Below are 19,323 nucleotides of genomic sequence, written 5' to 3' on the forward strand. Positions count from 1 at the left end.
TTTTCCTCGGTTGCCTCCCCGACACCCGCAGGCGGCGGCCTCCCGAGAGGAGAGTCGATGACTTCGCACATCCGAACCAGGGCACGGTGGGGGCGTGCCGCGGCCACGGTCGCCGGCGTGCTCGTCCTCGCGGCCTGCCAGAGCGGCCCGTCCGGCGCGGCGGCGGGGGACACCGCGAGCGTGGACGACGGCACCACGATCACCATGTGGACCCGGTCGCCCACGGCCACCTTCAGCCAGACGCTGATCGACGCCTACAACGCGAGCCACCAGAACAAGGTGAAGCTGACGGTCTTCCCAGCCGACTCCTACCAGCAGAAGGTCGGCACGGCCGCGGGCGCGAAGCAGCTGCCGGACCTCCTGGCCGCCGACGTCGTCTACGCGCCCAACTACGCGGCCAAGGGGCTCTTCCTCGACCTCACCGCCCGCGTGGACCAGCTGCCGTTCAAGGGCACCCTCGCGCCGGCGCACGTCAAGGCGGCCACCCACGACGGCAAGCTCTACGCGGTGCCGCACGACATCGACCTGTCCGCGGTCTTCTACAACAAGGTCCTGTTCACCCGCGCCGGCCTGGACCCGGCGAAGCCACCGGCCACCCTGGACGAACTCGCCGCGGCCGCCCGCAGGATCGCCGCGCTCGGCGGCGACGTCAAGGGCTACTTCTTCGGCGGTGCCTGCCCGGGCTGCCAGCTGTTCACCAGCTGGCCGATGATCTGGGCCTCCGGCGGCACGGTGCTCAACGACCAGGGCACCGCCGCCACCCTCGACGACCCGAAGGCCGCGCAGGTGTACTCCTTGCTGCGGCAGCTCTACACCGACGGCGTCGTGCCCGCGTCGGCGAAGAACGAGTCCGGGCCCACCTGGACCCAGCCGTTCCTCGACGGCAAGATCGGCATCCAGCCGATGGGCGCGACGGCGTTGCAGGGCATGAAGGAAGGGCCGGACCTCCAGGTCGGCGTCGCGCCGATCCCCGGCCTGACCGGCGGCAGCTCGTCGTTCGTCGGCGGGGACGTCGTCGGCGTCGGCAGCAACAGCCAGCACGCCGCGGCCGCGTGGGACTTCATCTCCTGGACGCTGTCCGACCAGGCGCAGGTCGACGTCGTCGCGAAGAGCAAGAACATCACCGTCCGCTCGGACCTGGCCGGCAACACCTACGCCAAGCAGGACCCGCGCCTCGGCGTGTTCAACCGGCTCGCGAGCGAGGGGCAGACGCCGATCTCGGTCAACTTCGGCAAGACGTTCAACGACACCAACGGTCCCTGGACGGCGACGGTGATCGACGCGGTCTTCGGCGGCGGTGACGTCGGCTCGATCCTGAAACAGCACAACGCGGCCGTCACCGAGTCCCTCTCCAGCGGCAGCTGACGATGGTGTCGCTGTTGTCCTCGCGGGTACCGGCGCCGGAGACCGCGGCGCCGGCCCCCCGCCGCCGCCGCGGCTCGATCGCCCGGGGACGGCGCCGGCTGGGGATCGCCTACGCCGCCCCGATGGCCGTGCTGGTCGCCGTCTTCTTCGTCATCCCGCTCGGGCTGATGCTGTGGATGTCGGTCAGCCACTGGCCGCTCGTCGGCGCGTCCGCGCCCAACGGCGTCGAGAACTACGACGCGCTGGGCGACCCCCTGTTCCTGCGGGCGGTGGGGTTCACGCTCAAGTACACGCTGGTGACCACCGTCGTGCTCAGCCTCGTCGCCTTCGGGCTGGCGCTGCTGGTGCAGCACGACCGGCCCGGCACCGGTGTCGTCCGCACCGTCTTCTTCCTGCCCAGCGCGGTCGGGCTCGCCTCGACCAGCCTGCTGTTCTACGGGCTGTTCAACACCGACTCCTCGGCGCTGAACCACCTCGTGGGCTTCCTCGGCCTCGGCCGGGTGGACTGGCTCGGCTCGGGCGGCAACGCGCTCGGCTCGACGGTCGGGATGATCACCTGGCGGTTCGCCGGGTTCTACATGCTCATCCTGATGACCGGCCTGCAGGGCATCGACCCGGCGCTGTACGAGGCCGCGCGCATCGACGGCGCGAACCGGTGGCAGATCCTGTGGCGGGTGACGCTGCCGCTGCTGCGCCCGACGCTCGCGCTCGCGATGGTGCTGTCCCTGACCGGTTCGCTGCTGGCGTTCGACCAGTTCTTCATCCTCACCGGCGGCCGCCACGACACCGCCACCGTCGTCATCGACATCTACCGCGAAGCGTTCCTGTCGCAGGACCTCGGCCGGGCGGCCGCGGTCTCGGTGGCGACGCTCGCCGTGCTGATCGTGCTCAACGTCGCCCAGCTGCGGCTGATCCGCCGGGAGGGCAAGTGAACCGGCTCCGGGCCGCGGGCCGGCACGTCACGAGCGCGGCCTTGGCCGTGCTGTTCCTGCTTCCCCTGCTGTGGACGCTGTATTCGTCACTGACCGGGCGCGAGGCCGGGGACGCCGGGACCGCCAACTACCGGCGGCTCGCCGACTACGGCAGCGGCCTCGGCACCTACCTGCTCAACACGACCGTGGTCGCCCTGGTCGCGGTGGCCGTCACCGTCGTGGCGACCACCCTCGGCGGCTACGCGATGGCCCGGCTCGCCTTCCCCGGGCGCAACGTGCTGTTCCTGGTCACCCTGGCCATCCTGATGGTGCCCTACACGACGATCCTGGTGCCGCTGTACATCCTGCTCGGCTGGCTCGGCCTGCAGAACTCGCTGATCGGGCTGGGCCTGGTGATGGCCGTGCTCCAGCTGCCGTTCGGCCTGTTCATGATGCGCAACTCCTTCGAAGCGCTGCCCGTGGAGCTCGAGGAGGCGGCGCTGATCGACGGCTGCTCGGTCGGCGGCGCCCTGCGGCGGGTGCTGCTGCGCGGGGTGCTCCCCGGCATCGTCACCATCGCGCTGTTCTCGTTCCTGGCGGCGTGGAACGAGTTCGTCGCGCCGCTGATCTTCCTCACCGACGGCGAGAAGTTCACCCTGCCGGTCGCGCTGTTCAACCTCCAGTCCGGCAGCCTCGGCTCGGTCGACTTCGGGGCCCTGCAAGCGGGTGTGGTGGTCTCCGCCCTGCCGTGCGTGGCGGTCTTCCTCGTCCTGCAGCGGTACTACGTCCGCGGCTTCACTTCGGGAGCCCTCAAGGGCTGAGACAGGAGCACCTCGATGACCGAACGCATCCTCGGGCCCGTCCACCCCACGCCCGCCGCGAGGTCGGCGCTGCGGCCGCTCTTCCTCGGCGCCGTCACCTTCGCGCCGGGCAGCCTGCTCGGCGGCTGGCAGGCGCGCAACGCGAGCCGGACCCTGCCGCACTGCGTCGAGCACCTCGACACCGCCGGCGCGCTGGACAACCTCCGCCGCGTCACCGGCGAGGTCGACGGCGACCACCGCAACATGTGGTTCGCCGACTCCGACGTCTACAAGACCCTGGAAGCCGCCGCCTGGCAGCTCGGCCGCGACCCGGACGACGCCGAGCTGCGGGCGTTCCTCGACACGACCGCCGCGCTGGTGGCCAAGGCGCAGGAGGACGACGGCTACCTGAACTCCTACTTCACCGTCGACAAGCCCGGGCTGCGGTGGCGGGAGCTGCACTGGAGCCACGAGCTCTACTGCGCGGGCCACCTGATCCAGGCGGCCGTCGCGGCGGCGCGGGCCGGGGTGGGCGCCCAGCTCGTCACCGTCGCCCGGCGGTTCGCGGACCTGATCGTGGAGCGCTTCGGGCCGGTCGGCGGTGTCGACGACGTCGACGGGCACCCCGAGATCGAGACCGCGCTGGTCGAGCTCTACCGGGTGACCGGGCACCGGCCGTACCTCGACCTGGCCCGCCGGTTCCTCGACCTGCGCGGACGCGGCCTCCTCAACGGTGAGCGGTTCGGCTCGCGGTACCTGCAGGACCACGTGCCCGTGCGCGAGGCCGACGAGGTCGCCGGCCACGTCGTGCGCCAGCTCTACCTGCTCGCCGGCGTGGTGGACGTCGCCGTCGAGACCCGCGACGACGAGCTCCTGGAAGCCGCCCGCCGGCTGTGGGCCGACGCGTTCGGCGCCAAGACCTACCTGACCGGCGCGCAGGGTTCCCGGCACCGCGACGAAGCGTTCGGCGACCCGTACGAGCTGCCGCCCGACCGGGCGTACGGCGAGACCTGCGCCGCGATCGCGAGCTTCCAGTGGAACTGGCGGATGCTGCTGGCCACCGGCGAGGGCCGGTACGCCGACGAGATGGAACGCGCGCTGTACAACGCGATCGCCGGCTCGACCGCGCTGGACGGCACCCACTTCTTCTACTCCAACCCGCTGCACCTGCGCACCGGCCACGACGGCTCGCACGAGGACGCGCCGTCGCAGCGCCTGCCGTGGTACTCGTGCGCCTGCTGCCCGCCCAACCTCGCCCGGCTCGTCGCGTCCCTGTCCGGCTACGTGGCCACCACCGACCCCGGCGGGCTCCAGGTGCACCTGTACGCCGACGGTGAGCTGCACACCACTGTGGACGGTGCCGAGGTCCACGTCGTCACCCGCACCCGGTACCCGTGGGACGGCCGGATCGAGCTGACCGTGACCACCACGACGCCGCTCATGCTCGCCCTGCGGATCCCCGGCTGGGCGGAGGGCGCCCTGGTCGACGGCGCACCCGCCGCAGTCCGCGACGGTTACACGGAGGTGCGCCGCGACTGGTCCGCCGGCGCCACGGTGACCCTGGACCTGCCGATGCCCGCCCGCGTCGTCCGGCCCCACTCCCGGATCGACGCCGTGCGCGGCTGCGTCGCGGTGACGCGCGGGCCGCTCGTCTACTGCCTGGAACAGGCCGACCTGCCCGCCGGGGTCACCCTGGAGGACGTGCGGATCGACCCGGCCGCCCCCCTCTCCGCCGGACGGCTGCCCGAGGTGCCCGTGACCCTCACCGCGCGCGGCCGCGTCGAGGCAGCCGGGTCGGACGAGCTGTACCCGGCCGGTGCCGCGGAGGCCGCGGACGCCGGGCCGGTCGAGCTGACCGCGATCCCGTACTTCCTGTGGGGCAACCGGGAACCCGGCCCGATGCGGGTCTGGATCCCGGTCGCCACCACGAGGTGACCCCCGTCCCCCCAGCCCATCGAGGTCCCGATGTCACCACGGACACGACGCACTCTCGGGCTCGTCACGGCGGCGGCCGCCGCCCACCTCGCGGCACCGGCGGAAGCCGCCGGCCACACGCTGGTGGTCGACGCCGCCGCGCCGTTCCGGCCGGTCACGCACGCCGCCGCCGGTGGCCTCTACGCGCTGGCCGAGAACGACCGGCCGGCCGCCCCGGCCCTGCTGCCGCTCAAGCTGAACACCCTCACCCAGCCCCCGCCGGGCGTCGGGCAGCAGCCCAACGGCCAGCCGCCCGGCGGGGACGCGCTCAAGATCGCCCCGCAGGCCGACCGGGTCGGCGCCGCCCAGGTGATCCGGATGCCGGACAGCCACCCGGACTTCCCGTATCGGTGGGTCAGCTGGGAAGACTGGCCGGCCAAAGCGGACACCATGGTCGCGCAGCGGCCGGGCGCCACGTTCGTGAGCAACGTGGCGGCCTGGGAGATCTGGAACGAGCCCGACTGGACCTGGGACACCGCGAAGGCCGGTGACTTCGACGCCGGCTGGGCGCGGACCGGCCAGCGGATCCGGACCCGCGACACCGTCTCGCCGGTCGCCGGGCCCGGCTACGCGGGCTGGGACGCCACCCGGATGCGGGCGTTCCTGCCCACCGCGAAGAGCACGAACACCCTGCCGGACCTCGTCGTCTGGCACGAGCTGAACCACAGCAGCGGCGCGATCGCGGCCGACGTCGCCGCGTACCGCTCGGCGGAGGCGTCGCTCGGCATCGGCCCGCGGCAGATCTTCATCAACGAGTACGCGTGGACCGACGAGGTCGACGTCCCGGGGCGCGTGGCGAACTACGAGTACGGGACCGTCGACGGGCTCGTCGTGAACAACACCCAGCCGACCGGCACGTGGTGGCACTACCAGTGGTACGGCGACCTGGCCGGATCCATGGTGACCACGACCCCGCCCGCGCAGACCGGCTTGGACGGGTTCGCCTCCTACGACACCACGCGCGCGTACCACCTGGTCGTCGAGCCGGTGACCGGCGTACCCGCCTATCAGCAGCGGTACGAGGCCGAGAACGCGTCGGTGTACCGCGCGCAGCGGCTGGCGGGCGGCAGCGCGTCCAACGGCGGGTACGTCGGCCGCATCGACAACAGCGGCGACCCGCGCAGCGACAGCTACGTCGACTTCGTCGTGAACGTGCCGAGCGCGCGGGCCTACACGATGACCATCGGCTACGCGAACGGCACCGGAGCGACGGCCACCCAGGGCCTGGCCTGCCACGGTGGCGGCTGGTCGGCGATCGGCTATCCGCCGATCGCCGGGTGGGGCCGGTTCGGGTCCACCGTCTCGACGTCCGTGAACCTGCACGCGGGCTACCACACGATCCGCCTGGCCAAGGGCGCGCCCTTCTTCGCCGGTGGCACGGGCTACGCCGAACTCGGCTACCTCCAGCTCACCTGATTTCCCCGAACGGCACCGGGAGCGCACCCAGCCGTCACTGTCAACGCTGACAACCGAAGATTGCGAGGACCCGATGACGCGTCCTGTGGTATTCCGGCACAACCGTGGCGTGATGCGGCTGGCTGCCTCCGTGGTGCTGTGCCTCGTGGCCGGCCTGCTCTCGGTGCTGTCCGCGAGCAGCGCCCTGGCCGCGGCCGCCTTCACCAGCACGGTCGTCAACCAGGCCAACGGGAACTGCGCCACTGTTCCCGGCGGCACCAGTGCGGTCCAGCTGACCCAGTCGGGGTGCACCTCGGCGGCCGGCCAGGCGTTCCGGTTCACCCCGGGGTCCGGGGACGTCTACACCGTCGCCACCTTCACCGCCGGCAGCTGCCTGGACATCTCCGGTGCGTCCGCTTCGGACGGCGCGCCGGTGATCCAGTACGCCTGCCACTCCGGGACGAACCAGCAGTTCCGGCTGCAGGCGGCCGGCACCGCGTTCGCCCTCGTCTCCGCCGCCTCGGGCAAGTGCGTCGCCCCGGCCGGGGACAGCCCTTCGGCCGGCACCGGACTCGTGCAGCTGCCCTGCACGAGCGCCGCGAGCCGGGGGTGGCGGCTGGCCGGGTACCCGACCGGCGGCGGTACGCCGAACCCGGCGGAGAAGACCGTGCGGGTGTGGCTGCTGCGGCCGTCCGACGTGCCCTACGACCAGCGTTACCCGGACGGCATCGCGAACGTCCTGCGCGAGGCCCAGCGGTACTACGGCCAGGAACTCGGCAAGACGTTCCGGCTCGCCGACCCCGTCGTCCAGGTGGTCACCGGTGAGCACGTGAAGAGCTGGTACGAGAACACCCCGAACGGCAGCGACCGCTACTGGTGGGCCGTGTTCAACATGCAGCAGGAACTGCTGCGCCGGTTCGACGTGAAGGCCCCGGACAGCCGCTGGATCAACGTCGGCGAGGTCATCGCCGAAGGCCAGGGCGCGGGCGGCGGCGGAGGCGGCGGCTGGGTGATCCTGTGCCAGCACGACGCCGACGGCGCGGCCGGGCTCAACGGCCCGATGAACCGCTGGTACGGCGGCATGGTGCACGAACTGGGCCACGCGTTCGGCCTGCCGGACTCGACGTCGACCGACGGGACGCCGATGTCGGCGTCGTTCTACGACTACCCGAACACGCACTTCGACCAGAGTCAGAAGACCGCGATCCTCAACGGCCCGTACGGCTCCTTCCTGTTCTGAGCTTGGAGACCCCGATGAGACGTCCAGTCCTGCTCACCGCCGCCTCGCTGGCGGCCGGATTCTTCGTGGTGGCCCCGGCCGGTGCCGCGACCACCTTCACCAGCACGATGGTCAACCAGGGCAGCGGGAACTGTGCCACGGTGCCCGACGGCACCAGTGCCGCGCAGCTGACCCAGGCGGCCTGCACCTCCGGTGCCGGGCAGTCGTTCACGTTCACCCCGGCTTCCGGGGACGCCTACACGATCGGCACGTTCACCTCCGGCAGCTGTGTGGACATCTACGGCGCTTCCCCCGCGGACAACGCCGCGGTGATCCAGTACACGTGCCACGGGGAGACGAACCAGCAGTTCCGGCTGCAGCCGGTCGGGACGAACACCTTCGACGTCGTCGCCGTCAGCTCGGGCAAGTGCATCACCCCGGCGAACGACGCGCTCGTCCAGCTGCCGTGTTCGAGCGCGAGCGCCTGGCGCGTGCCCGGCTACACCCCCGGCACGTCCGACGCCTACCAGGGCATCCCGAACCTGGCCCCGAACGCGTGCAAGAACTCCGGGCTGCCGCGGTCGTACGGCACCAACTTCCCCACGCCGAACGACCCGTACGGCCAGGGCTTCCAGAACACCACGGCGATCGGCTGGGACGGCAACCACTGGCCCGTCTCGACCTACCTGTCCGGTTCGTTCTTCGCCCGCGGCGTGAACACGACGTACAACGGCCTGTGCGGCGGGATGTACTCGTTCGGCGCGTACACCTACGGCGGGAACCCCGGCGCGCAGTCGGTGCAGTGGACCGAAGACAACGGCTACCTGCCGGCGATGACGACGAGCCGCACCTCGGGCAGCGTCGGGATCACCATCAAGAACTTCGCCGACAAGGTCACCGTCAACGGCACGTCGTTCATGCTCGTCTACACGCGGGTGTCGATCAGGAACAACGGTTCGTCGCCGGTGACGGTCCCGCCGGGCGGCTCGGGCCCGGGCCTGGTCCGGCTCACTTCGTCCGGGTTGGACACCGTCGCCGCGGGACAGACCAGCAACCACGACTTCGTGGTGGCGGTGGACGACTTCGGGTCCGGCGTCGCGCTGCCGACCGGCACGACGCTCTCGGCGAACGCGCCGAACTACGACACCGCCTACGGCCAGATGGCGTCCTACTGGAACGCGCGGCTGGCCGAGACGAACACGTTCAGCCTGCCGAACACCACCCTGCCCAACACCGGCGGCCTGGCGAACCCGGGCACCGCGATGGCGAACGCCTACAAGGCCGGCACCGTCTACAACCTGATCATGCAGGTGGGCAAGGCGCAGTTCTCCGGCGCCAACAACTACAACTGGATCCTCAACCACGACGTGCCCGGCGAGCTGACCGCCAAGTTCGAGACCGGCGACTTCCGGGACGCGCGGAACCTGCTGCTCACCGCGCGGATCTCCGAACAGGACAACTGGGACGAGGTCGGCGCCAACTGGTACTGGGACGGCGTCTGGAAGACCACCGGCGCGTGGGCGACCTACCTGGCCAAGACGAACGACACGGCGTTCGTCGGCCGGTACTTCCACGACGACGCGAGCGGTTCGTCGCCGTGGGGCCCGAGCCTGTACACGATCGCCCGCGTCAAGTACCCGGCGCAGCTCGCCTCCGACGGCACGCTGCGGGCCAACTTCGACAACGACTCGACCGGGCGCTGGCTGTTCAGCAACTTCTCGGCGTTGCAGATGCTGGCGTCGTACAAGTACATCGCGACGAAGCTCGGCCAGAACGCCGAGGCGACGTGGGCCGACGGTGCCTACACGTCGTTGCTGAACGCGTTGAACACCGTGGTGGGCCGCAACCAGTCCGCGAACGGCTTCTCCTACCTGCCGTGCGAGGTGGACAAGCCGAACAGCGCGAACCGCTGCGGCACCTTCAACGACGCGAACTGGGCGTCGCCGGGGTGGGTCGGCCAGAACCAGTGGTCGACGATGCTGTCCGGCGGCGCGCTGACCGGGATCATGGGTGACCCCGGGCAGATCGACCGGATGTACCAGTGGGGCTTCAACCGGCTGTCCGCCAACGGGTACCCGTTCCCGACGTTCGGCGCGTTCACCGGCTATTCGACCGCGTACAACACGTCGTACTCCTCCGACGGGCTGTTCTCGAACACCTACCGGGACCTGCCGATCACCAGCTACGCCTGGCAGCTCAAGACGACCACCGGCGGCCCGAACGCGTGGTGGGAGGCCAACGGCAGCGGGCCGAGCACGGCCAACCCGTGGATCGGCAGCCACGCCGGCCCGCAGTTCGGCGCGTGCCCGTACGCCTGGCCGATCGCCGGGCAGCAGCAGGGCCTGCTGGAGTCGCTGGTGGCCGAGGGCCTGGCGTCGAGCGGGTCCGGGCCGTACACCTTCACCCGGCCGCTCTACATCGGCCGCGGCGTGCCGAACGCGTGGATCGCGCCCGGTCAGACGGTGTCGGTGGGCAACCTGACCAACACCTACGACGTCGTCTCGGGCAGCCGGTCCACCTACGGGGTTTCCCTCGCGGTGAGCGGCTCCAGCGGCGCGCGCGTCGTCACGGTGACGCTGTCGGGCAACCCGCCCGGCGGCGCGGTCGCCATCCAGCTGCCGGTGTTCTTCTCGACCGGCGTGAACTCGGTGAGCGGGGGGACCTACAACTCCGCCACGCACACGGTCACCGCGAGCTCGGCCACGGTGACCATCAACCTCGCGAGCTGAACCTCCCCGGGGTGCGCCGCGCCCGCGGCGCACCCCGCCCCAGCGAAGGGCTCGATGATGCGTGAACCCACCTTCGACCGCCGCCTGCTGCTCAAAGCCGTGGGCGCGCTCTCGGCGAGCGCGGCCCTCACCCCGGCGTTCGCCGGCACCGCCGGCGCGGCCACCCGGCCGGACATCGGCGTCTCGGTGTTCCCGTTCCCGCTCGGCGCGGTGCGGCTGCAGGCCGGCCCGTTCCTCGACAACACGAACCGGCAGCTGGCGTACTTCCGGTTCGTCGACGCCGACCGCCTGCTGCACACGTTCCGGACCAACGCCGGGCTCGCCAGCTCGGCCCAGCCGTGCGGTGGCTGGGAAAGCCCCACCACGGAACTGCGCGGCCACTCGACCGGCCACCTGCTGTCGGGGCTGGCGCAGGCGTACGCGAACACCGGCGACACCACGTACAAGACCAAGGGCGACTCCCTGGTCGACGCGCTGGCCGCGTGCCAGGCGGCCGCGCCGGGACGCAGTTTCCGCGCCGGGTACCTCTCGGCGTTCCCGGAGACCTTCTTCGACCGGCTCGAGAGCGGCCAGTCGGTCTGGGCGCCGTACTACACGCTGCACAAGATCATGGCCGGGCTGCTCGACCAGTACCTCCTGGCGGGCAACCAGCAGGCCTTGGACGTGCTGCTGCGCAAGGCGGCGTGGACGAAGGCCCGCACCGATCCGCTGTCCTACGACCGGATGCAGCAGGTGCTGCGGACCGAGTTCGGCGGGATGCCGGAGGTGCTGGCCAACCTGTACCAGGTGACCGGCGACCCCGGTCATCTCACCACGGCGCAGCGCTTCGACCACGCGCAGATCCTCGACCCCCTCGCGGCGAACCAGGACCGGCTGGCCGGGTTCCACGCCAACACCCAGATCCCGAAGGTCCTCGGCGCGCTCCGCGAGTACCACGCCACCGGGACGACCCGCTACCGCGACATCGCCGTGAACTTCTGGCGCATCGTCCTCGACCACCACACGTACGTGATCGGCGGCAACTCCGACGGCGAGTACTTCCAGGCACCCGACGCGCTCGCGAGCCGGCTGTCGGACACCACGTGCGAGGTCTGCAACACCTACAGCATGCTCAAGCTGACCCGGCAGCTGTTCTTCACCAACCCGGCGCCCGAGTACCTGGACTACTACGAATCGGCGCTGTTCAACCAGATCCTCGGCGAGCAGGACCCGAACTCGGGCCACGGGTTCGTCACGTACTACACGCCGTTGCGCGCCGGTGGCATCAAGACCTACGCCAACGACTACGACGACTTCACCTGCGACCACGGCACGGGCATGGAGTCGCAGACGAAGTTCGCCGACAGCGTCTACTTCTTCAGCGGCGAGACGCTGTACGTGAACCTGTTCCTGGCTTCGGTGCTGACCTGGCCGGGCCGGGGGATCACGGTGAAGCAGGACACGACGTTCCCGGCGTCGTCGAGCACGAAGCTGACGATCACCGGCTCGGGGCACATCGCGCTGAAGGTCCGCATCCCGCGCTGGACGTCGGGGGCGACTGTGAAGGTCAACGGCGTCGCCCAGGGCACGGCCACGCCCGGGACGTACTTCACGATCGACCGGACCTGGGCCTCCGGCGACGTCGTCGACGTGGCGCTCCCGGCGTCGCTGACCTTCCCGCGGGCCAACGACGACGCCGGTGTCGGCGCGGCCAAGTACGGTGCCATCGTGCTCGCGGGCCAGTACGGCTCGACGAACCTCAGCGCGCTGCCGACGTTGCAGACGGCGACCCTGGTGCAGGATCCCGCGAACCCGTTGCGCTGCACCGGAACGGCGAGCACGGGCCCGGTGACGTTGCTGCCGTTCCACGCCACCCACCACCAGCGGTACACGGTGTACTGGCGGCTCGGGACCGCGCCCGCCGGGACGTCGTACGAGGCCGAGTCCGGCACCTTGGGCGGGCAGGCCGCCGTGCGGACCTTCTCCGGCGGGGCCCTGGCCGGCTACGTCGGCGGTGGCCCGGCGAACTACCTGCAGTTCACCGGGGTCGACGCCACCGCCGGCGCGCACCCGGTGACGATCTTCTCCGCGTCAGGCGAGGCGCGTTCGCTGACGGTGAGCGTCAACGGCGGAGCCGCGGTTTCCGTCGCCACGCCCGCCACGGGCGGCTGGGACACCGTCGGCTCGGTGCAGGTGACGCTGAACCTGGCCGCGGGCGCGAACACGATCCGCCTCGGCAACCCGTCGGGCTGGGCACCGGACATCGACCGGATCGTCGTGAGCTGACCGGCCGTGGGGGGCGCCTTCATGGTGGCCGGAAACGATTACCGGTGCAGCAGGTAGCAGTCGAAGAAAGCGCTGAGATACGCCCGTTGCGTGGCGACGCTCCGGCCCGCGTCCACGGTCCCGATGAACGGCGCCAGTGCCACCGGGTCGAGGCCGAGCTGGGGGAGGAGGGCCTGGTAGTCCGTGTAGCTGAAGTGCTCGCCGTCGGCGAGGTGGAACTGGCGGACCGGACCGCGCTGGTGGCTCAGGAACTCCTGCCACGACTCATCGGACGCGGCGCTGTGGTCGCCCGCGCTCAGGAGGAGGAACGGCTGGTCCAGTCCTTCGTCCGCCGCGCGGCCGAAGTCCCGGGTCGACAGGGAGTACGCCATGCTGCCGTCGAGGTCGGCGCCCGCGTCGATGCGCCGGTCCGAGACCATCGTCTCGCCGGTCGTGAACCCGCCGGCGGAGTGGCCGAACATGCCGGCGCGCGAAAGGTCGAGCGAGAGCCCGGCCGGAAGGCGCGTGCCGTCCCGGCTCAGGGTTTCCAGCGAGTCCAGGACGAACCGGGTGTCCGCCACCCGCGTGGCGATCAGCCGCCGGCCGGCGTCGGGCCCGGACGGCAGCACCCGCCGTTCCACGCGGCCGCCGGGGAACTCCACCGCCGCCGGCTCGTGCGTGTGGTCGATCGCCACCGTCACGTAGCCCTCGCTCGCGAGCTGCTCCAGCTGCGCCGTGCCGACCGACCGGGGGTACTTCGCGCTGGGCGAGTAGAGCACGACGGGCCGTCGGCCGCCCGCCGCGGTGGCGCCGGTGCGGGCGTGCGTCGGAAACGTGTAGTCGAGCCGGTCCGCGGCGAGGCCGAGCTGGCGCGCGTCCTCCTCGGCCACGATCTTCGCGGCACCCGGAGGCAGATAGGGCGTCCGGGGGCCGCCGCCGGGCCGCGCCGGGTACCGGACGGTCACCATCAGCTCCCGGGTCGTGCCCGCGACCCACGGGTCCGGGCGCGCGTGGTCGACGAGGTGCAGTTCGGTGCTGCCGACGGCATAGGGCCCGGTCGGCGCGGGCAGGGCGAACCGGACCGGGACGGTCGCGGCCGCCGCGGCGGGCAGCGCGGTCAGCAGCAGGACGCCGGAAAGCCCGGCGATGAGGGTTTTTCGCATGGGACCAACGTATTGACGGCGTCGCCGCGCGGCATCGGGATGATCACCCAGATCCTCCCGGAGGGGGTCAGCCCAGCCAGTGCTCCACCGGCAGGCCGGGCACCCGGCGCCCCCGGTGGCCGGTCATCTCACGGTTCCCGGCCAGCGCGTTGAGCACCGCCTCCTCGACGACCTGCACCACCGCCTCCAGGAACGGGTCGATCCGGCCCCACGGCACGAACCGCAGGCTTTCGTATTCGGCCTCCGCCGTGCGGGGGAACGTGCTGGTGAGCGCGCCCGGGTTCGCCGTGCTGAACGCGAGGAACAGGTCACCGGAGAAGTGCGAGCCCGTCGTGCCGGTGCGGGCCAGGCCGAGCGGGACGCGCCGGGCGAGCGCCGCGCACTGGCCCGGCAACAGCGGCGCGTCCGTCCCGACGACGACGATCACCGAGCCCGCGCCGGCCGGCGCCGCCGCCCATTCCGCCATCGGGTTGTCCGCCGCCAGCAGGGAACCCACGGCTTCGCCCGCGACCGTCAGTTCGCGGCGGCTGCCGAAGTTCGCCTGCACCAGCGCACCCACCGCGTACTCGTCCGCGCCGTGGGCCACGAGCCGGGACGCCGTGCCGGTGCCGCCCTTGAAGCCGTAGCACGTCATCCCGGTGCCGCCGCCGACCGAGCCCTCCTCGAGCGCGCCCCCGCGGGCCGCGTCGATGGCCGCGCCGGCGTGTCCACTGTGGATCGCCGGGGCGTTGATGTCGTTGAGGTAGCCGTCCCAGGTCTCGGCGACCACCGGCAGCAGCCACTCCGCCGCGACGTCGGGACGTTCGCGCACCACCCAGTCGATCACCCCGCGGTGGCACGCTCCGACGGCGTGGGTGTTGGTGATCAGCACGGGCAGCGTCAGCGACCCGGTCTCGGCGAGCCACGCCGTGCCCGTCATCTCGCCGTTCCCGTTGAGGGAGAACGTGCCTGCCGCGCACGGCACGGCGAACCCGGCGCGGCCGCGGGGGAGCACGGCGGTGACGCCGGTGCGCACCGACTCGCCCTCGACCAGGGTCGTGTAGCCGACTTCGACGCCGGGGACGTCGGTGAGGGCGTTGTGCGGGCCGGGCCGGCCGGGCAGCGGGACGCCCAGGTCGCGGGCGCGGGTCATGCCGGGTCCTCCAGGGCGCAGGCGGTGGCCGTGCGGGCGAACGAGAGCAGCATCGCTTCGGCGGTGGCCCGGTCGAGCGTCGGGACGGCCTGGGTGAGGTGCAGGCCGTAGCCGTCCTCGAGGGCGACCAGGTTCCGCGCGATCGCCACCGCGTCGGCGGCGAGGGTGAATTCACCGGTCGCCGCGCCGGCTTCCAGGATGCCGGCGTAGATCCCGGCCTGCCGTTCGAACAGCGCGATGTGCCGGGCGGCGTACACCGGGTCGCGGCGCGCGATCGTGCCGAGTTCGTAGAGCAGCACGCACAGTTCGTCGTCCGGGCCGGTGGGCAGGCCGCTGCGGATCGTCGCGAGGAGCCGTTCCCGCGGGGTCCCGCTCCGCGCCGCCTGTTCGCGGGTGGTGCAGAAGCGCTCGACGGCTTCCCGCTGCACCTCCTGGAGCAGGTCGGCCAGGGTGGGGAAGTAGTAGAGCACCGAGCCCGACGACAGGCCGGCGCCGTCGGCGATGTCCCGCAGCCGCAGGTCGAGGACACCGCGTTCGACGACGGCGCGCCGCGCCACCGCGATCAGCTCGGCCCGCCGCTCGGGGGCCCTGCTCGGTCGTGCCATGCCGCCATTCTTCGAAGGATCTTCGAAAAAAACAAGGCCTTGACTTGGTGACCTGGAGAGCCTTTGATCCGTGGTCACCTGGTTTTTCGAAGGAGCTTCAGAGAACTGGAGGCCCGCTGGTGACCACCCCTCCGCTGCGCCGCGGCCTGCGCACCCTCGGCACCCTGCTCATCACGCTCTCGGCGATCAGCCCGGCGTCGTCGGTGTTCGTCATCGCGCCGGGGGTGCTCGCCGGCGCCGGCACCGGCGCGTTCCTGAGCTTCGCGGCCGCGGCGGTGGTCGGGGTGTTCATGGCGTTCGTCTACGCCGAGCTCGCGTCGGCGTTCCCGCTCGCCGGTGGCGAGTACGCGATCGTGGCGCGCACGCTGGGCCGGCTCCCGGGTTTCGCCGTGCTGGGCCTGATGATCATCACCCAGGTGCTCATCGTCGCGGTGATCGCGCTCGGCGTCGGCACCTACCTGGGGGTGCTGCTGCCCGGCCTCCCCGGGCCGGCGGTCGCCGCCGTGACCTGCGTGCTGGCCGCTGCGGTCGGCGTGTTCGACGTCAAGCTCAACGCGTGGGTCACCGGCGTCTTCCTCGCGATCGAAATCCTCGCGCTCGTGGTGGTCAGCGCGCTCGGCCTGGTCCACTCGGCGCGCCCGTTCACCGACCTGCTCGCCCACCCGGTGGCGGCCGACGGGAGCCCGGCGACCCTCGGCACCATCGCGATCGCGACGTCGGTGGCGACGTTCGCCTACAACGGCTACGGCTCGGCGGTGTACTTCGGCGAGGAGACCCAGGACGCGTCCCGCGGCATCGCCAAGGCGATCCTCCTCGCGCTGGGCATCACCGTGGTCGCCGAGCTGGTCCCGGTGACGGCGGTGCTGCTGGGCGCGCCCGACCTCGGCGGGCTGTTCGGCGCCGAGAACATGTTGTCCGCCTTCGTCTCCGCCCGCGGCGGCAGCACGCTCGACACCGTGCTCAGCCTCGCGGTCGCGCTGGCGATCGTGAACGCCGTGCTGGCGATCGTGCTGATCGGCTCGCGGCTGGTGTTCAGCAGCGGCCGCGACCGCGCCTGGCCCGGCCCGGTCAACCGGGCGCTCGCCGCGGTCCACCCCCGCTTCGGCACGCCGTGGGTGGCCACCGCGGGCACCGGGGTGGTGGCCGCGCTGCTGTGCTTCGCCGAGCCGCGGGTGCTGCTGGTGGTCACCAGCACGTCGATCGTGGTGGTCTACGCCGCCCTCTGCGTCGGCGCGATCCTCGGCCGCCGCACCGGCGCGACCGCCCACGCGCGGTACCGGATGCCGTGGTTCCCGGTGGCGCCCGTGGTGGCCTTGGCGGCGCTGGTGTTCGTGGGGTACCAGAACGCGCTCGACCCGGTGGTGGGCCGGCCCAGCCTGCTGGTCACGGCGGCGATCGTGCTGCTGGCGACGGGCTACTACGCGCTGGTCCTCCGCCGCGGCGGCTGGCGGCTCGCCGAACCGGTGAGCGAGGACCCCGCCGGGGAACCCGTTCGCGGCTGAACGCCGGTCAGGCGCCGGGCTCGGCGATGCCCGGGTCCGCGAAGCCGGTCGCCAGGGCGCGCAGTGCCGCGTCCAGGTACACCGTCAGGTCCGCGTCCGCCCGCGCCGACCAGCGCTCGTACGCCGCTCGGCACGTCGCCAGCACCGCGCGGCCCACCGCCAGCGGGTAGAGCGCGTCCGCCGGCCGGCCGGTCCGCTCGCCGACGTAGGCGCTGACCGCGCGCTCCCAGGCGTCGTAGTGCCGCGTCGCGCTCGCGGCCAGTTCCGGGACCGAGCTGACCAGGTTCATCCGCATCCGCAGCTCCGGGACGTCCTCGGCGCGGTAGTGGTTCGCCGCGATGACCGCCTCGCGGACGGCGTCCAGCACCGGCAGGTCGGCGGACGCCGCGGCGAGCAGCTTGGTGATCGTCTCGACCTCGGTGTCGAACTCGTTCCACAGGACGTCGGACTTCGCGTCGTAGTACCGGAAGAACGTGCGGCGGCTGACGCCGGCGGCCGCGGCGATGTCGTCGACCGTCGTCTCGTGGAAGCCCCGCTCGGTGAACAGGCGCAGGGCGATGACCTCCAGCTCGCGGGCGCTCGTGCCCGGTGGCCGGCCGCGGCGGGCTGCGGGGGTGCGTTCGGTCATCCGGGTGCCGTCGCCTTTCCGGGGGTTGTTTCCGACACCGCGTGACATTACTCTGCTCGATATTCGTCACAGTGTGCCGAAAACCCGTCGACGTGCCGAAGGAGTCACGATGACCGAGAAGATCGCCGAAGAGCCCGTCGAGGAAACCGTGGTGGCCGAAGACCTGCTGGTCGAGGAGGTCTCGATCGACGGGATGTGCGGTGTCTACTGACGCCGTCCCGTTCGACCTGGACACGGCCTGGCGGCTGGACGACCGGGTGTCGATCCGGCCCGAGCGGTTCGGGGCCCTGCTCTACCACTTCGGCACCCGCCGCCTGTCGTTCCTCAAGAGCCCGGCCCTGCTGACCGTCGTCCGGTCCCTGGACGAGCACCCGACCGCCCGCGCCGCCTGCGCCGGTGCGGGGGTCGGGGCGCCCGAACTGCCCCGCTACCGCGCCGCGCTGGCCTCGCTCGCCGCGTCGCGGATGATCCGGCCGAGGAGGGCCTAGTGTCCTTGGTGGACGAATTCCAATACGGCCTCGACGCGCCCATCTGCCTCACCTGGGAACTGACCTACGCCTGCAACCTCTCGTGCGTGCACTGCCTTTCCTCCTCGGGACGGCGGGACCCGCGCGAACTGTCCACAGCGGAGTGCCGGGCCCTGATCGACGAGTTCGAGCGGATGCAGGTGTTCTACGTCAACATCGGCGGCGGCGAACCCACCGTGCGCCCGGACTTCTGGGAGCTCGTCGGCTACGCGACCGAGCACCACGTCGGGGTCAAGTTCTCCACCAACGGCGTCAAGATCACGCCGGACGTCGCGAAAAGACTGGCCGCGAGCGACTACGTCGACGTCCAGATCTCCCTCGACGGCGCCACCGCCGAGGTCAACGACCACGTCCGCGGGCCCGGCTCGTACGCCACCGCGATCCGCGCCATGGACCACCTCGCCGGCGCGGGCTGCGAGAACTTCAAGATCTCCGTGGTCATGACGCGCCACAACGTCGGCCAGCTCGACGCGTTCAAGGCCCTCGCGGACCGCTACCGCGCCCAGCTGCGGCTCACCCGCCTGCGCCCGTCCGGCCGCGGCGCCGACACCTGGGACGAACTGCACCCCACCGCCGCCCAGCAGCGGGAACTGTACGACTGGCTCGTGGCGCACGGGGAGAACGTCCTCACCGGCGACTCGTTCTTCCACCTCGCCGGCTACGGCGACGGCGGGCTGCCCGGGCTGAACCTGTGCGGTGCCGGGCGGGTGGTGTGCCTGGTCGACCCGGTCGGCGACGTCTACGCCTGCCCGTTCGCCATCCACGACACCTTCCTCGCCGGCAACGTCCGCGACGGCGGCGGGTTCACCCGCGTGTGGCGCGAATCCGAGCTGTTCACCGAGCTGCGCAGCCCGCAGAGCGGCGGCGCGTGCACGGCGTGTTCGGCGTTCGACGCCTGCCGTGGCGGCTGCATGGCGGCGAAGTTCTTCACCGGCCTGCCGCTCGACGGGCCGGACCCCGAATGCGTGCGCGGCCACGGGGAACTGGCGCTGGCCGGCGTCACCAGCGTCCCGAAGCCGTCACTCGACCACTCCCACCGGCGGCGTCCCGTCCCGGTCACCATCGGGATGCGGCGGCCGCCGCAGCGGGCCTGCGACGAGAACCCGCTGTCCGGGTTCGGGCGCTGACC

General features: G+C 71.8%; 16 protein-coding genes. 12 read left to right on the forward strand and 4 right to left on the reverse strand.

What is annotated here, in order from left to right:
• Positions 1 to 57 precede the first annotated feature (57 nt).
• From ACH54P_RS01435 to ACH54P_RS01470, 8 genes are all read left to right on the forward strand, one after another.
• Positions 58 to 1,365, forward strand: a complete 1,308-nt coding sequence (locus tag ACH54P_RS01435; RefSeq protein ID WP_489910466.1) for an ABC transporter substrate-binding protein — start codon at positions 58 to 60, stop codon at positions 1,363 to 1,365.
• A 2-nt stretch (positions 1,366 to 1,367) separates the two neighbouring features.
• A complete protein-coding gene (locus tag ACH54P_RS01440; protein ID WP_489910467.1) occupies positions 1,368 to 2,297 on the forward strand; it encodes a carbohydrate ABC transporter permease in 930 nt (309 codons plus the stop codon).
• On the forward strand, positions 2,294 to 3,097 hold the full coding sequence (locus tag ACH54P_RS01445; protein WP_489910468.1) for a carbohydrate ABC transporter permease: 804 nt from the start codon (positions 2,294 to 2,296) through the stop codon (positions 3,095 to 3,097). Before ACH54P_RS01440 ends, ACH54P_RS01445 begins: the two co-directional genes overlap by 4 nt.
• Before the next feature lie 15 nt (positions 3,098 to 3,112).
• Positions 3,113 to 5,011 carry a glycoside hydrolase family 127 protein gene (locus ACH54P_RS01450; protein WP_489910469.1) on the forward strand — a complete coding sequence of 633 codons (1,899 nt, stop codon included), beginning with the start codon at positions 3,113 to 3,115 and terminating at the stop codon, positions 5,009 to 5,011.
• A 30-nt stretch (positions 5,012 to 5,041) separates the two neighbouring features.
• Positions 5,042 to 6,466 carry a carbohydrate-binding protein gene (locus tag ACH54P_RS01455; protein WP_489910470.1) on the forward strand — a complete coding sequence of 475 codons (1,425 nt, stop codon included), beginning with the start codon at positions 5,042 to 5,044 and terminating at the stop codon, positions 6,464 to 6,466.
• Between the two features lie 112 nt (positions 6,467 to 6,578).
• The gene (locus ACH54P_RS01460; RefSeq protein WP_489910471.1) at positions 6,579 to 7,685 is read left to right on the forward strand and encodes an RICIN domain-containing protein; all 1,107 of its coding nucleotides are present in this window, start codon (positions 6,579 to 6,581) and stop codon (positions 7,683 to 7,685) included.
• A gap of 14 nt (positions 7,686 to 7,699) precedes the next feature.
• A complete protein-coding gene (locus ACH54P_RS01465) occupies positions 7,700 to 10,393 on the forward strand; it encodes an RICIN domain-containing protein (protein ID WP_489910472.1) in 2,694 nt (897 codons plus the stop codon).
• 57 nt (positions 10,394 to 10,450) lie between these two features.
• Positions 10,451 to 12,658 (forward strand): beta-L-arabinofuranosidase domain-containing protein, encoded by a 2,208-nt coding sequence (locus ACH54P_RS01470; protein WP_489910473.1) that lies wholly within the window; start codon positions 10,451 to 10,453, stop codon positions 12,656 to 12,658.
• A 38-nt stretch (positions 12,659 to 12,696) separates the two neighbouring features.
• Here the strand turns inward: ACH54P_RS01470 and ACH54P_RS01475 are convergent, their stop codons facing one another.
• The 3 genes from ACH54P_RS01475 to ACH54P_RS01485 all read right to left on the reverse strand — a co-directional run bounded on the left by ACH54P_RS01475 (position 12,697) and on the right by ACH54P_RS01485 (position 15,537).
• Positions 12,697 to 13,800, reverse strand: coding sequence for an alpha/beta hydrolase family protein (locus ACH54P_RS01475; RefSeq protein WP_489910474.1), 1,104 nt, complete (start codon positions 13,798 to 13,800; stop codon positions 12,697 to 12,699).
• Between the two features lie 67 nt (positions 13,801 to 13,867).
• Entirely contained in the window at positions 13,868 to 14,932 is a 1,065-nt protein-coding gene (locus ACH54P_RS01480) for a DmpA family aminopeptidase (protein ID WP_489910475.1), read from the reverse strand.
• Positions 14,929 to 15,537, reverse strand: a complete 609-nt coding sequence (locus ACH54P_RS01485) for a TetR/AcrR family transcriptional regulator (protein ID WP_489910476.1) — start codon at positions 15,535 to 15,537, stop codon at positions 14,929 to 14,931. Before ACH54P_RS01485 ends, ACH54P_RS01480 begins: the two co-directional genes overlap by 4 nt.
• A 119-nt stretch (positions 15,538 to 15,656) precedes the next feature.
• On the opposite strand from ACH54P_RS01485, the gene ACH54P_RS01490 reads away from it, so the two are divergent.
• Complete coding sequence (locus ACH54P_RS01490) at positions 15,657 to 17,039, forward strand: APC family permease (protein WP_489910477.1); 1,383 nt, start codon at positions 15,657 to 15,659, stop codon at positions 17,037 to 17,039.
• Positions 17,040 to 17,046: 7 nt separating this feature from the next.
• Here ACH54P_RS01490 and mftR read toward each other — a convergent pair whose 3' ends face one another.
• On the reverse strand, positions 17,047 to 17,667 hold the full coding sequence (gene mftR / locus ACH54P_RS01495) for a mycofactocin system transcriptional regulator MftR (RefSeq protein WP_489910478.1): 621 nt from the start codon (positions 17,665 to 17,667) through the stop codon (positions 17,047 to 17,049).
• A gap of 109 nt (positions 17,668 to 17,776) precedes the next feature.
• On the opposite strand from mftR, the gene mftA reads away from it, so the two are divergent.
• From mftA to mftC, 3 genes are read left to right on the forward strand one after another with little or no spacing between them, the layout of a single operon-like run.
• Positions 17,777 to 17,878 carry a mycofactocin precursor MftA gene (gene mftA, locus ACH54P_RS01500; protein WP_489910479.1) on the forward strand — a complete coding sequence of 34 codons (102 nt, stop codon included), beginning with the start codon at positions 17,777 to 17,779 and terminating at the stop codon, positions 17,876 to 17,878.
• On the forward strand, positions 17,868 to 18,155 hold the full coding sequence (mftB, locus tag ACH54P_RS01505) for a mycofactocin biosynthesis chaperone MftB (RefSeq protein WP_489910480.1): 288 nt from the start codon (positions 17,868 to 17,870) through the stop codon (positions 18,153 to 18,155). Before mftA ends, mftB begins: the two co-directional genes overlap by 11 nt.
• The gene (gene mftC / locus ACH54P_RS01510) at positions 18,155 to 19,321 is read left to right on the forward strand and encodes a mycofactocin radical SAM maturase (RefSeq protein WP_489910481.1); all 1,167 of its coding nucleotides are present in this window, start codon (positions 18,155 to 18,157) and stop codon (positions 19,319 to 19,321) included. Before mftB ends, mftC begins: the two co-directional genes overlap by 1 nt.
• Positions 19,322 to 19,323: the final 2 nt, after the last annotated feature.

Source organism: Amycolatopsis sp. N2S4-7 (assembly GCF_058119595.1).

Excerpts from the sequence above, each read along its gene's own strand:
- ACH54P_RS01435 (WP_489910466.1), top strand. The coding sequence starts at position 58 with ATGACTTCGCACATCCGAACCAGGGCACGGTGGGGGCGTGCCGCGGCC.
- ACH54P_RS01440 (WP_489910467.1), top strand. The coding sequence starts at position 1,368 with ATGGTGTCGCTGTTGTCCTCGCGGGTACCGGCGCCGGAGACCGCGGCG.
- ACH54P_RS01450 (WP_489910469.1), top strand. The coding sequence starts at position 3,113 with ATGACCGAACGCATCCTCGGGCCCGTCCACCCCACGCCCGCCGCGAGG.
- ACH54P_RS01455 (WP_489910470.1), top strand. The coding sequence starts at position 5,042 with ATGTCACCACGGACACGACGCACTCTCGGGCTCGTCACGGCGGCGGCC.
- ACH54P_RS01460 (WP_489910471.1), top strand. The coding sequence starts at position 6,579 with ATGCGGCTGGCTGCCTCCGTGGTGCTGTGCCTCGTGGCCGGCCTGCTC.
- ACH54P_RS01465 (WP_489910472.1), top strand. The coding sequence starts at position 7,700 with ATGAGACGTCCAGTCCTGCTCACCGCCGCCTCGCTGGCGGCCGGATTC.
- ACH54P_RS01470 (WP_489910473.1), top strand. The coding sequence starts at position 10,451 with ATGCGTGAACCCACCTTCGACCGCCGCCTGCTGCTCAAAGCCGTGGGC.
- ACH54P_RS01475 (WP_489910474.1), bottom strand. The coding sequence starts at position 13,800 with ATGCGAAAAACCCTCATCGCCGGGCTTTCCGGCGTCCTGCTGCTGACC.
- ACH54P_RS01480 (WP_489910475.1), bottom strand. The coding sequence starts at position 14,932 with ATGACCCGCGCCCGCGACCTGGGCGTCCCGCTGCCCGGCCGGCCCGGC.
- ACH54P_RS01485 (WP_489910476.1), bottom strand. The coding sequence starts at position 15,537 with ATGGCACGACCGAGCAGGGCCCCCGAGCGGCGGGCCGAGCTGATCGCG.
- mftR (WP_489910478.1), bottom strand. The coding sequence starts at position 17,667 with ATGACCGAACGCACCCCCGCAGCCCGCCGCGGCCGGCCACCGGGCACG.
- mftA (WP_489910479.1), top strand. The coding sequence starts at position 17,777 with ATGACCGAGAAGATCGCCGAAGAGCCCGTCGAGGAAACCGTGGTGGCC.